This is a genomic window from Bradyrhizobium sp. LMTR 3, from assembly GCF_001693485.1.
Lineage (GTDB): Bacteria > Pseudomonadota > Alphaproteobacteria > Rhizobiales > Xanthobacteraceae > Bradyrhizobium.
In genome coordinates, this window is the sequence record NZ_MAXC01000012.1 from 991,926 (window position 1) to 1,005,583 (window position 13,658).

The 13,658-nt window shown below is 57.7% G+C and carries 12 protein-coding genes and 3 pseudogenes; 2 read left to right on the forward strand and 13 right to left on the reverse strand.

Annotated features, from left to right (window positions below; all coding sequences use genetic code 11):
* Positions 1-110 precede the first annotated feature (110 nt).
* The 7 genes and pseudogenes from LMTR3_RS39230 to LMTR3_RS14010 form a co-directional block, all read right to left on the reverse strand.
* Complete coding sequence (locus tag LMTR3_RS39230) at positions 111-302, reverse strand: hypothetical protein (RefSeq protein WP_245319881.1); 192 nt, start codon at positions 300-302, stop codon at positions 111-113.
* Positions 303-418: 116 nt separating this feature from the next.
* Positions 419-604 (reverse strand): annotated as a pseudogene (locus tag LMTR3_RS39235) (CoA transferase); the annotation flags it as partial.
* Between the two features lie 480 nt (positions 605-1,084).
* Positions 1,085-1,393, reverse strand: coding sequence for a CoA transferase (locus tag LMTR3_RS39240; RefSeq protein ID WP_245319862.1), 309 nt, complete (start codon positions 1,391-1,393; stop codon positions 1,085-1,087).
* 46 nt (positions 1,394-1,439) lie between these two features.
* Entirely contained in the window at positions 1,440-1,844 is a 405-nt protein-coding gene (locus LMTR3_RS40000) for a CoA transferase (RefSeq protein ID WP_349643803.1), read from the reverse strand.
* Entirely contained in the window at positions 1,819-2,286 is a 468-nt protein-coding gene (locus tag LMTR3_RS39250) for a CoA transferase (RefSeq protein ID WP_245319864.1), read from the reverse strand. The genes LMTR3_RS40000 and LMTR3_RS39250 overlap by 26 nt, the downstream gene beginning before the upstream one ends.
* Positions 2,287-2,426: 140 nt before the next feature.
* Positions 2,427-3,215: an SDR family NAD(P)-dependent oxidoreductase gene (locus LMTR3_RS14005; protein ID WP_065745543.1), complete on the reverse strand. Its 789-nt coding sequence runs from the start codon at positions 3,213-3,215 to the stop codon at positions 2,427-2,429.
* A gap of 629 nt (positions 3,216-3,844) precedes the next feature.
* Positions 3,845-5,122 (reverse strand): aminotransferase class I/II-fold pyridoxal phosphate-dependent enzyme, encoded by a 1,278-nt coding sequence (locus tag LMTR3_RS14010; RefSeq protein ID WP_065745544.1) that lies wholly within the window; start codon positions 5,120-5,122, stop codon positions 3,845-3,847.
* A gap of 896 nt (positions 5,123-6,018) precedes the next feature.
* On the opposite strand from LMTR3_RS14010, the gene LMTR3_RS14015 reads away from it, so the two are divergent.
* Positions 6,019-6,339, forward strand: a complete 321-nt coding sequence (locus LMTR3_RS14015) for a hypothetical protein (protein WP_141686595.1) — start codon at positions 6,019-6,021, stop codon at positions 6,337-6,339.
* A 693-nt stretch (positions 6,340-7,032) separates the two neighbouring features.
* Here LMTR3_RS14015 and LMTR3_RS37570 read toward each other — a convergent pair.
* Positions 7,033-7,335: pseudogene (locus tag LMTR3_RS37570) on the reverse strand (integrase core domain-containing protein); the annotation flags it as partial.
* Positions 7,336-7,688: 353 nt separating this feature from the next.
* On the opposite strand from LMTR3_RS37570, the gene LMTR3_RS14020 reads away from it, so the two are divergent.
* Complete coding sequence (locus LMTR3_RS14020; RefSeq protein WP_245319880.1) at positions 7,689-8,024, forward strand: transposase; 336 nt, start codon at positions 7,689-7,691, stop codon at positions 8,022-8,024.
* Between the two features lie 297 nt (positions 8,025-8,321).
* Here the strand turns inward: LMTR3_RS14020 and LMTR3_RS38905 are convergent.
* From LMTR3_RS38905 to LMTR3_RS14045, 5 genes and pseudogenes are all read right to left on the reverse strand, one after another.
* Positions 8,322-9,226, reverse strand: a pseudogene (locus LMTR3_RS38905) (IS3 family transposase); the annotation flags it as partial.
* Between the two features lie 219 nt (positions 9,227-9,445).
* On the reverse strand, positions 9,446-10,804 hold the full coding sequence (locus tag LMTR3_RS14030) for an LLM class flavin-dependent oxidoreductase (RefSeq protein WP_065745547.1): 1,359 nt from the start codon (positions 10,802-10,804) through the stop codon (positions 9,446-9,448).
* Between the two features lie 52 nt (positions 10,805-10,856).
* Positions 10,857-11,384 (reverse strand): isocitrate lyase/phosphoenolpyruvate mutase family protein, encoded by a 528-nt coding sequence (locus LMTR3_RS36400; protein WP_084029594.1) that lies wholly within the window; start codon positions 11,382-11,384, stop codon positions 10,857-10,859.
* A 315-nt stretch (positions 11,385-11,699) separates the two neighbouring features.
* Complete coding sequence (locus tag LMTR3_RS14040) at positions 11,700-12,548, reverse strand: acyl-CoA thioesterase (protein ID WP_065745682.1); 849 nt, start codon at positions 12,546-12,548, stop codon at positions 11,700-11,702.
* A gap of 996 nt (positions 12,549-13,544) precedes the next feature.
* The coding region (locus LMTR3_RS14045; protein WP_065745549.1) for a transposase domain-containing protein at positions 13,545-13,658 on the reverse strand (114 nt) is incomplete at its 5' end.

Sequence of the window (13,658 nt, forward strand, 5' to 3'; positions counted from 1 at the left end):
TCCTCTTCGGAGAGCATCTTCGTACCGATTATGGCCTCGCTCACCAGTTGTACGATCTCGCCTCGGAGGGCCCGAGTAGCACTGATAGACTCTGGGTTGTTGTCCTAGCGTCAGCGCAGCTGTGCGGAAACGTAGGGCCGCGCGTCTTCGCGAATCGGAATCGAGGGCTGCGGATGCAATCTTATGAAAGCCCGTTCGACCTGCTGCAGAAATCCGCGCGAGCCGAGATGCAGATCGTTGAGCAGGTAAATTGGCAGGCGGACCACTCCGGCCGCAGCGTTGGCAGCCTGCAACTCGGACATGGCCTGATCCGCATCGCGGGTGAGCGTCCAGGCTCGATCCCTCTCTCGATTGGATCCTTGATACGGCGACGAGCTTCCGCAGATTTCAGCGAAGCGTGCGTGGCCCAGTCCGGCCGGCCAATAAGGATCGCAAGCCTCTGCCACATCTCCGCACCCGTCGCAGCTATCACGATGCAATTGTCCTCACCCGCACACCGGAAGCAGCCATGCAGCACGAACTGCGGATGTCGATCGCCATATCTTGGTGGCGCCATACCGCCGATCGAGTGAACGGTGATCCATGGTGCTACAAACGGAATCATCCATTCGACCTGCGCCAGATCAATGAACTGTCCGTTCCCGGTTTTGCGGATGAGTGCACCAGAACTGCAGCGCAGCCGTTCAGCCGGCCGACGGCGTCGCCGAAGGCAATGTGGCTCATCACGGGCGGGGCGCCCGCCGGCGTTTTCCGATCATGCTCGGAAACCCCGAGCCCTGCTCGAGGGGTCGAGCCATAGGCCCGGCAATCGCGATGGACGCTGTTCGTGCCGAAGGCTAAACATTGACATCATGTCGAGCTTTGGGTTGAGCGTTTTGAGCACGTCGTAGCCGAGCCCGAGCTTCGGCAGCAAATTGACCGAATGATTGCCGACAAAATATCAGCTCCTGCTAAGCCGTCTGGCGATACGGAGTCCCCGCGGTCGCCTCAGTGATGCCGCGCTTATTCCGGTTCTTGGTGCAAAAGCGCGGCGTCATTTCATACATTTGGCCGTTCACGTAATCAGGCCGCGGTCAACGCCGCGCTACCAGTCCGAATACTGGATGGCTTCGATCTTGACTACGTCCGCACCGATATCGCCAGTATGCGGGTATACAAACGGGCCTGCCCAGCCCATCGAGAAATCGATGACGGCCCCCTGTAACGGCTGCCGGTCCTCGGTGATGTAGCCGGACGAACGAGGCGTGGTTCCGTCAAACGGCTTCACGTATTCGCGAAAGCCTGCTGCTCGCCAGGAGCCGGAACTTTGCCGCCGCTGCGCGGCGGCGTCAATGTCAGCCGCTGCATCGAGCCAGCAGTCATGCCCTCCTCTACGCCAAGCCGGGAGGGGCACGATTGCGCCGCGTACTTTCTTCTCTGTATCCTCGAAGAGATAGGTATTATTCGGCTAGGCCGAGCACGTCGCAGAATGCGCGCCATTGTGCCGGAGTAATTGTCGTAACGTCGAGCCATCCCTTTTTGGTTTCGTAGATGCTAACCGGAAAGTGCGGCCAAGACGGATTAATCCTAATCCGCCGCATCACGTCGCCGCGCGCGAACGCCTCGAACATCTGGTACTCGGACAAAGTGACACTCGACTCGAAGATATTGAGCGACCACGACCGCGTCTCGCTACCTTGCATTCGGCGACTGCCGAAGAGGCCGCGGCGATGAAGCCCCACGGGCCGGCCAGGACACCGGTTTGGAAATCCGGTGCATGCAATGGCGGGCCCTCGACCGGTCCGACCAGCTTGATGAGACCGGCGAGGGCGCGGACCGTTAATCGTTTGCAGCGAATCCTGCATAGGGCCCTTCGCGGCCGAACCAGCTCGCTTCGAGGTAGATCAACCCGGGGCGCCGCTCCCGGATCGCGGCAATATCAAGGGATGGGCAATCCACGGGATCAACATCGCCGCCCTCGACCAGAATGTCGCAATTCTCGATCAGTGCGGTCAACCGTGTGATCGCATCCGCGTCGGTGGCATGGATGATGCTCGATTTGTTGAAGTTCAGGAATGCGAACCAAGCGCTCTGGCCGCCGGCTGTAAGTGGCGCGCTGCGACGAAAATGGATCGCCTGCTGGTCGCTCGACTTTCTGCACATCGGCGCCGAAATCCGCAAACTACCGCGCGCAATAGCTGGCTGCAGCCGAGCTACCGATCTCGATGACCTGCAGATGCGATAACACTCGCGTCGAGGGGTCCATTTTTCCCGGCCACGCTGATGCTTCCGAACAGCATCGGCCATGCTGTATGAACCTGTGACCACCATCAAAGCGGCACTGCTTACCAGGCATCGATGCACGGGTGTTTGCGATTGGTGCCAGGTGACCGCACTGGGACCGAGCGCAGACCCGCAGGCTCGCGCTGAAATGCGACTGCATCGGCTTAGGCAGCGAACTCGCCGCCCGTGATATCGATGGTTGCACCGGTGATAAAGCCCGCCGTCGGCGAGGCCAGAAAGGCTACGACGTGCGCCACTTCTTCAGCCCTTCCGAAACGGCCAACTGGAATCCGCCTGAGAGCAGAGCGGTTGACCGCGGACTCGGGTGGCCCAGTCAGATCGCTGAGAATCCGCCCAGGAGCGATACAATTGACCGTAATACCGTGTGGAGCGAGATCCCGCGCAGCAGCGCGGGTTAATCCGACCAATCCCGCCTTCGACGCGGCATAATGCGGCCCTGCGATCAACGGGATCGCACGGCCCGCGAGCGATCCGACATTGATAATGCGTCCATAGCCTATCGCAATCATTGCTGGCGCCAAGAGCCGTATGAGAATGAAGGGGCCGTGGAGATTAACATCGATGACCCGCGCCCATTCCTCAAGGGACGTCTGCGAAAGCCAGGGTGCGTTCTGGTCCGCCCGCTTGGGGGAGATGCCTGCATTGTTCACCAAAATCGCAATCTCGCCCCAACGCGCCCGGATGCGATCAACGAATGCTCCGACCTCGTGCTGTCGCGTTACGTCGATCGCCTCGGCATAGAGCCGATCTTCCGGACATCTAAGAATATCAAGTGCCCGCTCTACGTTTTCTGCTCTTGTCGCTGCAAAAGCGACCCGATGGCCATCGGCCAAGAACCGACGTACGATCTCAAGTCCAATCCCGCGTGCTCCTCCGGTCACGAGAGCAATGCGCCGGTCGCTTTGGCGGCTGCGTTTTCCTGGTTTCAGCATGATCTTCAAACGTTCGCCAACGGCGCAACCAGTTCGCCCAGAGCGCCGGGAAGGCACAGTAGGGCACGACTCAGATGGAAATATCGTCGTTCTCGGTGCCTCATTCTGGAAGCAGCACTGGGGTTTCGAGCGCACTGGCCGCCTAAATATTCACGTGGAAGATTTTGACTCCGCAGCGGTCGGACATGCGATAAGAGCGGTGTTGCGGTCAAGAACGCCAAACGTTCGAGAAGGCGAAGGGTTGACCATTTCGTCGATTCGGGCGGCTTGAGTACCGCTACAAGCTCTCCGGTCATCGTTTTGCGTGTAGCGCATCGGCTGGAACGGGCGGCGAAAGAGCTTCGCTCAATGGCGTGAAAGTAGTTCTGAACAGTCGCGCCGATGCCACGATCGCGAGAAATCTGCCTTGGGCAAGAAGACCGAAAATGAGCGCGTATCTCAGTCGGACACAGGTGCGCTCGGGACGAGTATTCATCTTCGTGTACAGAGGCTTCAACGGCTCGGAGATCCTTCGAAGTCGAACAAAGAACGTTGGCGCGCTTTCATCCTTCTTGTCAGCATAAGGTGATAGCAAGTTGGGTCGTGCGGGCAGCTCCATGAATTCCCTCCATTGATTTGCCCTCATCACCTCAGGACGTCGTACGTGTGTTTGCGGTTGTGTCCGGTGCCCTTTCCAAGATGCAGTCACACAGCCGCTCTATATCGCTGGCTTCATGATCGGCCGTAATACACACCCGAATCCCTGCTCTCTCTTGTGCTACAATCGGAAAGAACGTTACCGAAGTATAGAAGCCGACATCGAGAAGCTCTCTTGCGATTGCAATCGCCTTGGCTTCCGATCCAATAGCTATCATTCTGATCGGAAGTGAACTGCCTTGCTCGGCAGTTGCGACAAGACGGTCAAAGGTCTTGATCCGTTGCGCCAACCGCCTCTGCCGTTCGCCGAGTTCTGGCGAGCGGTGGATCTTGTACGAACCAAGCGCCGCGCCAACTGCCGCCAGATTGGGCGCTACCGAAAAAGCATAGGGAATGGAGTATCGTCGAAACAGAGCCTCGTGGTCAGCCGTCCCGAGCATCAACATGCCGCCCGATGCGCCGAATCCCTTGGCCAGCGAAGCTGCTATAATCGTGCGGTCACCAAGCACTTGCGGAAATTGAGAGCGAGCAAATCCTTCGCCTTGGCGCCCGAACACCGATATGCCGTGAGCATCGTCGATATAGAGAAAAAGCCCATAACGTTCCTGGAGCTGGCGCAGTTCTTTGATGGGCGAATTGCCACCCATGGAGTAAACACCATCGCATACATAGGCAACCACTGGATGTTCGCGGCACAAACGCTCGAGAGCGTCGATGTCGTTGTGCGCAATCGTTTCAACCCGCGTTTCATCAGCGACCACCGGCTTGTGATAGGCCAGCGACATGTGTGCGATGCGATCGAACACGACGACCGGCTTCCTTCCACCAGTCAATTGGCCCGAAGCAAGAAGGGGCATGGCGCCCAGATTGGCGAGCATGACAGTGGAAAAGGCCAGCACGCGCGAGCGGAAAATCTCCGACAGTTTTACTTCAAGCTCTGCCAGAAGATCGAAATTGAGCCGCGTTCGTGCGCACGACCAGTGCAACGACCGATGCGCCTCAATCGCCTCGATCGCGCCAGCGATGATGACGGGATGATTGTCCAAGCCCAGGTAGGAGCATCGCACGAAGTCAACAATCTGCGGTCGGCTGCCAAGTGGACCAGTCCCCAAAACAAACGTGCGCCCGGTCGTGGAACGTCCCTGGACGGCCATCAGGCCAGCCGCGTGGGCTGCATCGAAGTACGGGCGGCTCTTATTGACCATGTACGCGGTGTTCCGAAAATGTCCGATCGGCCGACCACCACTAGAAAACGGGTTCCGCTGTTGCATTTCATTCTCCGTTGCATCTGCCAAGCATACGCAGCGACCGCTTAGATGAGTGGGCACGACGGGGTGCCTTGACAACACCGGGCCTCAGTTGTGGCTCTGTACAATGCTTACGAGCAGCTGAATCGGTCCCTATTGCTTCAACCATACTAAACACTGCCTAGGTCCGCTTGGGTACCCACCAAATCAGACAGGCTATAGCGCGACAGAGCGGAGTAAGACGCCTCCCGTTGGAGCCGCGCCACGAACGAGATGGCCGGTCAATTCGTGGCCTGACCGCGCAGTCTTTGGTAACTGTAGCTGAGCGCGCCTTAATCTGCGCCCCGCTTGATATCTCTTACTCATGGATGATGTCCAAGCGTGCGATGTCGAGCGCAATCGCGGTTTCAACTTTCTCTTGGCTCGGCTGCCAGCCCCGCCATTCCGGCGGGGCAGCATGGGAATCGCCGGACCGTTGATGCCGGATGACGCGCCACCAATGCAAAGCGGATCGAGGCGAGAACACCGCGGGGCCCTAGGCCTCAAGCAATGGTCAAGCCCGGTACGAGAGGCGACCGGGATCGTCTTCCTCCATCTTCATCGTGGCATGCATGTCCGATATGTGAGAAGGCGGACAATGACCGCAGGCCATAACCCAGGAATTGGCGGGCCGTGTGCTTCTTTCGTCAAGCAAGGCACGCATCACATGCCGCGGATGGCCCGCCGATTGCTAAGGTAATAAGGAACGGTCGTCGACAAACTCTGCGGATCGTTTCAGGAGTTGGCGATGAAGCTTGCCAATTCGCCATGATGCGGCTCCTGCTCGGCCGGGCCGAAGCGGCGAAAATCAATGTCGCGGTTGCGGCGAAGTTCAGCGAATCGAAGGAGATTAATTACAGCGTTCAAACAGGAGAACGGTCATGCGTCTTGCTGAACTTCGACGCAAGCGGAAGCTTCAGATGACGCAAAGCGTGCCGTTCCGGGCGTTTCTGTCGGCCGAAGACTCCGGCCCCGAGGAAACCGGTCGAGCGATGGTCTCGCGGTTCAGGAACCTTCAGGAAGGCCGCGCCATGCTCGTGATATTTGAAGACCGCGAATTCGTGAGGTGGAGAGACTCAAGTCACCTCGCCTACGACGTTTGTCGGAGATGTGGCCTGATGCTGCTCTTACGAGATCGGCATGCCGTTCCCGTCGAACTCGTATTTGATGGGTTTGATCGCGGTAAGTCGAGGATTCTGTAGGCTGACACATTTGAAAATGGCTACCTGGATTTGGGAACGGCCGGTCAAGGAGCACACGATTCGAAGGTCATGGAAGGATTAGGAACATGAAGCTCGTCGAACCTCCTTTGTGCAGCCACGCAGCGTCGACCGTCTTTGTTGGCAGGATTCGTTATGAAGTCTGGGTCGACCGCGAATAGAATGGCATTTCGACGGCCTGTTCGTGAATCGCGTCCAAGCGTTCAAATACGCGCTGTTCGAGAACGGCCATCATCCAGAAGCCAGATGTCCTCGAAATCGAACTCGATATTCCTGCCAATCTGCAGGCCATCGGTAATATGAGGCTGGTGACCCGATGTGTTGGCGCGGAGAGGATGGTCGAGTGGCTGCGCTTACTCGATCTGCTCACCACATTCATTAAAACAGATCGCTGCGAATTTGGAAGCGCTTTGCAATTACACTAGATCGCCGCCAACCGCGATCAGCTGAGTGAATTGACGAGCGGCCATATATGGCCGCGGCGTACAAATGGCCAACGTCAAGACTGCAGTTTGCGCGTATCTTTTCTATGATGCGTTCAGCCTATTTCGACCGGCACGGTTGAGTGCCAAAAAGAGGAAGGAGAAGAGGGTGACCCACCAAAATGCGTCCTCCCCGAATATCCCGCAGACCGTACATTCGTCGACCGCTGGTCGCCGCGTAAGTTCACCAGGATCAGATCCCAGAAGGAGTTCTGAACACCTTCTTCGAGGCCGCTCGCTGAGCGCCGTCCGCTCCCCCGTCGTTGGATTTGCCCGGTTGGGCGGTGGGAGCTACTGGAGCTGGCGCGGAGCCTTCGGCATAGCGCAGCGCCAGATCCCGGCGCGGATGGCAGGTGAAGGCGAACTCGGGCGGCGTCTTCCATCCGAGCTACGAGTGTGGTGGCGCGTCGTTGTAATCGACCCGCCAGCATTCGAGTGCGACGCGGGCTTGGGCCAGTGACGTGAACTGCGTCTCGTTCAACAAATCATCCCGCAAAGAGGGTCCCCGCTCCCTCGGAGCCGGCGATATACTGGCAATGTACGGAACCACCAACAGGAGCAATTTACCAATGGAAGTCAGACAGTCAGGTTGAATATTTCAAAACACGTGTTTCACATCCATGCAGCGAGAACCATAACGTCTTGCGCCATCCGAGCTCATTTTGCTGAGTTCGGAATCATTGTGGGACCAAAGGGGGACGGTCTGGTGAACTTGTTGGATGCGAGGGGCTGACGCTAGCTGCCATTGCCCGTATGGCACTGGCTGTTCTTGTGAACCAACTGAAGGAATTGGACCAGCAGGTCGATGCTATCGATGGTGAGCTGGCTCACATCCAGAGAGTAAATCCGATGGCGAAGTTCCTTTCCTCGATTCCTGGCATTGGTCCCAGAACGGCCACGGCCCTCGCCGCGACCGCGGCGGACCCGACCATATTCCGCTGCGGGCGAGAGTTCGCGGCTTGGCTGGGCGTGACGCCTAAGCAGAATTCCACCGGCGGGAAGGACCTACTCGGCCGGATAACGAAACAGGGCGATTCCTATCTCAGGCACCTGCTTTTCATCGGAGCACGTAACGTCGTTCGGTACCCAAAGGCACGCTCACGGGTCGGAGGCGGTTGGATCGAAGCTCTGCTTGAACGACGTCGGCCATGGTCGTCGCTATCGCCGTTGCAACAAGTTGGCTAGGATCATCTGGGCGATGATGACGGAATTCTATCGGCCTAAGCTCGCGGCTTGAGCTGCCGCGTATCCTGGCCACGTGTGAGAGCAATTGACAGCATGATGGAAACCGGCGGAGCTGGATCGAACAAGCCAAGAGCTTTAAGTGCAACAAGCGCGCCCTCTTCATGAGGCCTCAATTCGCGATCTCCATCGGGATCAGCCATGGCTTCGGTCGCAGTAACAGGCCCTATACATGAACGCACCGGACCGTTATCCAAAATGATGACGAATTCCCTTGCATCCGCGGGGCCATCTATACATGAAGCTCTCGATGAAGGCATTCTGCATCGCCTTGCCCGGCGTGATGTAGTGCCATGCGACGCGGCTGTGGTCGGCCCAGGTCAGGATGGCGTTGGGTCAGTTCGCTGCCGTTGTCGCTGACCACGATCTTCGGCTTGCAGCGCTCCATCGCCAGCCGCTCCAGTTCTCGCGCGACCCGGGTGCCCGACAGCGAGGTGTCGGCCAGCAGCGCTAGGTACTCGCGCGTGCAATCATCGACTACGGTCGGGATGCGGAAGCGGCGGCCATTGGTGAGCTGATCCGATACGAAGTCAAGCGATCAGCGGTCGTTCGGTGCCATCGTCATCGGCGCCCGGATCCCGATCGCCCGCTTGCGGCGGCCACGGGGCGCACCGTCAGCTTCTCTTCCCGATAGAGCCGGAAGAGATTCTTGTGGTTGATCAGATAGCCCTCCCGCTTGAGCAGAACGTGCAGGCGCCGATAGCCGAAGCGGCGGCGTTCCTGGGCAATCGCCGTCATGGGCTGGCGAAGGCCGGCGTCGTCAGCCCGGGTCGTCTCGTATCATGGTCATGCGGCAGCAGCCGATGGCTTTCGCCCGCCGTTCGCTCATCCCGAGTGCCTCGCGCCGATGGACGACAGCTTTCCGCTTCCCCGCGGGCATCACCACTTCTTTCCCAGAGGTCCTTCAGCGCCGCGTTGTCCAGCATGGCGTCGGCCAGCAGCCGCTTCAGCCGCGTGTTCTCGTCCTCCAGCGTCTTCAGCCGCTTGGCCTCTGAGACCGCCGTCCCGCCAAACTTGGCTTTCCATTTCTAGATACTGGCGTCACTGACGCCATGCTTCCGGCATAGATCGGCAACCGAAACACCAGCCTCGTGCTCCTTCAAAATCCCGATGATCTGCATTTCCGAAAAACGGCTGCGCTTCATGCTCTGGTCCCTGTCTTGGGCCAGAGCAACTTCAACCTGAATAAGTCGTGGGGCAAGGTCATCCCAGACGGGAGGCAGCCGTTCTCACCTCTCCTCACATGCCGCGCCAACGGCTTCAGTCCAAATGAATTGTAAGCTTTCGAGCCTCCAGACCCCGAAAGCCGGCAATCTCAAGACCCAAGGCCGAGTCGAATCTCGCTGACCGGCCTCGGCACTTTCTCACGGACGACCGCTTACATCTGTCTGCGTGAACCGATTGATTGGCCGCTTGAGACCGAGGTTCTCTCTTAGTGTTCGTCCGGAGTATCTGGATCTGAATTTGCCCCGTCGGCGCAATTCGGGAACGACGAGCTCAACAAAGTCCCTGAGTCCTCCGGGAACGGTCGCCGGCAATACGTTGAATCCGTCGGCCGCACGTTCATCAAATGTATCCACCATTGCGTTGGCTATTTCGTCCGGTGTTCCAACAACTATAAGATGGCCTTTGCTGTCGGATATAAAGCGGATCAGTTGTCTCCAGGTGAATTTCTGGCGAGCGGCCAGGTCGAGGAGCACTTTCTGACGACTCTGGATCAAATTCGTCTGCGGTAACGCAGCAGGGACCAATGAATCGAGATTTATCGAATGCAGGTCGGTGACAAACCCCAGCCAACGATCGGCCGTCTCAATTTGAAGGTCAATGTGCGTATAGGATTGTAGTCTTTGAAGCTTCTCAAGCGCTTCTTGCTTGGTCCTCCCAACGATCGGGACGATGCCCGGCATAACTAGCACCTGATCGTCCTCCCGCCCAAGCGCGCGCGCTTTGTCTTTGAGTGTTGCGTAGTATCGCTTACCGTTTTCCAAAGAAGGTTCGGCGGTGAACACAACCTCGCCGAGTTCTGAAGCGAACGCTATTCCGGCCTCCGATGCGCCAGCCTGAACCAACACGGGATAGCCTTGCGGCGGTCTTGCGGTGTTCAGTGGCCCTCTAACTGATAAGTAGTCGCCTCGGTGGTTAAGCAAATGTAGCTTCGATGTATCAGCAAAAATCCCACTTTGCTTGTCTCGAATGAAAGCGCCGTCTTCCCAGGAGTCCCAAAGCCCCTTGACAACTTCTACGAATTCTCTCGCTCGTGCATAGCGCGTGTCATGATCTGGAAGTTCCTTGTAGCCAAAATTTGGGGCTTCGGATTTAAATCCCGAGGTTACAATGTTCCAGGCAGCGCGTCCCCGCGATAGGTGGTCAAGTGATGCGAGCATGCGCGCAAGATGATAAGGCTGCTGGTACGTCGTCGTCGCTGTCGCGACAAGGCCGATGTTCTGCGTTCTCGATGAAAGCGCTGACAACAGTGTGATTGGCTCGAACCCATCGTTTCGGCCTGCACGAGCTATACTTGCGTTATCTCGTTCTACTACGCTTGGGGTATCTGCGAAAAATACGAAGTGAAATGCCGCACCTTCGGCAAGGGCTGCCAGATGAACATAGTGGTCGATATCAATTCCACCATTCGGTGGGGCGCTCGGATCGCGCCATGCACCCTCGTGATATCCAGTCTGAACGAGGTACAGTCCGAGCTTCATTTCGTCATTGCTCCGCATGCCGTATCTCCCTTATCGAGCTATCCTCGCAGACTCAGCTGGTGGGGCCTGTTCATTGGTGCCACAGAACAGCCCGCCTCCTTACTTTCTGCAGCCGCCAGAGATCTCGACGAGTGTGATCTTTGGATCCATTGATGTCCGAGCGGACTTCGAAAACGAATTGCCTGCCTCGATGGGTCGATACGGGCCAACTCGAGGCTGTTCGTTTCCAACGAGCGCGACTGATGAGCTTGCGTGCCAGGAGGCGCTCATTGTCAAAATTTCCGAAGTCGCCATAGCCATAAACCAGCACACGCGGATCGGTCGAACCTATGATGCGCTCGACCCGGTCGACGAGCTCGTCGGCTGACGCTTCGTTCGAATTGTGGTAACCATGAGAGCATGTTATCGATAGGCTAGTTGTCCAGAGCGCTTTCAGATCGGCGCGCTCGGTGACCGCGCCGGAGAGCCTATCATGCGCTTCCATGAGAAAGGAGAGGTCACGGTTGGAGCAGACCTCAGTGGACAGGATTTCTGCACGCGACGAGGCCGCGCATCGATCAGGGCAGCAGGCGACAACAGATTGTGGTTCATGCTGCATGCCGAACTCCTTGGTTACGCTTGGCCGGCCCGCTCATCATTGACATGCATGTGTTATGTAGGTCAATTACTAGCATTGGTAGTCGACTAGGGCGCGAATTGTTGCATCCCCTAGCGGATGGTGCAGGAGTCGCGCCGAGCCCGATCACCACAAGACCTTCGAATGTTCATGTGAGCACTCAAGGCAGCGCAGGCGTTCGAACGTCAATGCATCCATTGATTGAGCTTATCAACGTTGAGTCTGCAGCTCTCGGTGCGCTTTTGAGATCCGTGACACGCGCTAAGCACCTTAAGGGTCTCTCTTGCATTCTAAGGCTCAGCGGCGCTCGCGTATCGAGCCCTCCTGGATGACGGACGCCACCAGCCTGCCGTCGCGCTTGAATATCAGCCCGCGCGCGAGACCGCGTCCGCCTTGTGCGCTTGGCGAATCCCTAGCGTAGAGCAGCCAGTCGTCGGCGCGGAACGGGCGGTGAAACCACATTGCGTGGTCGAGACTTGTCCGCCTCAAGCGCTCGTCGAAAAGCGTGCTGCCATGGCGCGCCATCACCGCATCGAGCAACGAGAAATCCGAGGCATAAGCCAGCGCGCACCTATGCAGCGCCGGATCGTCGGGCAGTTTAGCGGAAATCTTGATCCAGACATGAATGCGGCCATCGTCGATCTTCTGACCGAAATAACGGCCGATCTCGACCGGGCGCAACTCGATCGCATAATAGTCGCGGATGAATTCCGGCGATTCGGGAAATATCGGCCGGTTGGACAATTCCCCCGCCGTGAGTTTTTCCGGCGACGGCATGTCGGGCATTTTGTCCTGATGATCGAAGGGCCCTTGCTCTTCAGCGTGAAAAGAGGCGATAATTGAGAAAATAGCGTTGCCACGCTGGATCGCGGTGACGCGGCGCGTCGAATAGCTCTTGCCGTCGCGCAGACGCTCGACCCGATAGATGATCGGACTCTGCGGGTCGCCGGGCAGCATGAAATAGCAATGCAGCGAATGCGGCAGCCAGCTCTCGACCGTTAGGCACGCCGCGACCATCGCCTGCCCGATTACTTGTCCGCCGAAGACCCGCTGCAAACCTGTCTTCGGGCTTCTGCCACGAAACAGGTTTACCTCGATTGGTTCGAGGTCAAGGATGGCGAGCAGGTCGATCGGGCTGTGGGACATTAACGTGCTTTCGCTATCTTCGGCGTAATTCGTGGGCATGGCGCAGCCATGGACAAACCCGAAAATCTCCAGAATCAGGGTTCTGCTCTTTTGAGCCGCCCGGAATGACAGTGACGGCCCTTTTTGAGCCCCGTCTCTTGCATCTCTTTCGCTGTTACGTAAACAGTCAACTTCAATTATCGGAGCCGCACTCAGGAGTGCTGCGTCGATACTATTGATTTGGATGTATCGAGAGGTTTCATTTTGGACTCCTGGGTCAGGACCGCGAGGCCGCGAATTGGCAAAGGTCACCGCTCCGAGCAATCGCCGTGCCAAAAAAGGCCGCGAGCCTTGCTTGAGGAGATACAAATTCATCTACTCCATGGTGCACCGGCGTAATATTCAAGCCTTAGTGTCAAGTTCCGAACATAGACGTCTTCACCTGGACAAGGCTGAACACGACAACAACGCGCGTTAAGCCACGACAGTCGCCTCTTGTGTTCAAACTTTAGCAACAGAGCGCCCTCACACCATCGGACAGGTGTTTATTCACGTGGCAGGTTACGCCGACAGGGAATCCCGAGGTTCTGTGGAGTCTTGGGCTGTCGAATCAGCAGAACCGTGATGTAAGGGAACGCGCGGTGCTGCGTGATCTGCAATGCATCTGGTGGTTGTGACGGGCCTCCCCGCCCATTTCCTGCTCGGCCTCAATTTCAACGCGAGGACCAAAGGCCATGTCTTGCGCGCTACCGTCGATGCCGACATGTTCCGGGTGAGATCGAGAGTGGAATTGCGACCACCGAAGGCGCTCAGTCAGTTCGATGACATGGCTAAAACCTATGTACCGCCACTCGAGGACCGAGCAGGGTCGGATGCAGGTTTGCGATCTCCTGCACGTGTGATCCGGCGTAGAGTGCGGAGAGGACAGTGATGGCGCGTTACCCCTGAATCGCAGGGCGGCCAGAACGGGGCCGAAGATCTCGGCGAAAGCGGGCACTAACAAGGTAAGCGTCGTTCTCAGGCCACGGCTTTGAGGGCTTGAGCGCGGTAGGCCCAGGGCAGTAGCTGGTCGATGTCGCGGTTCGGATGACCGTTGACGATCTTGGTCAGGACGTCGGTGAGATAGGCGAG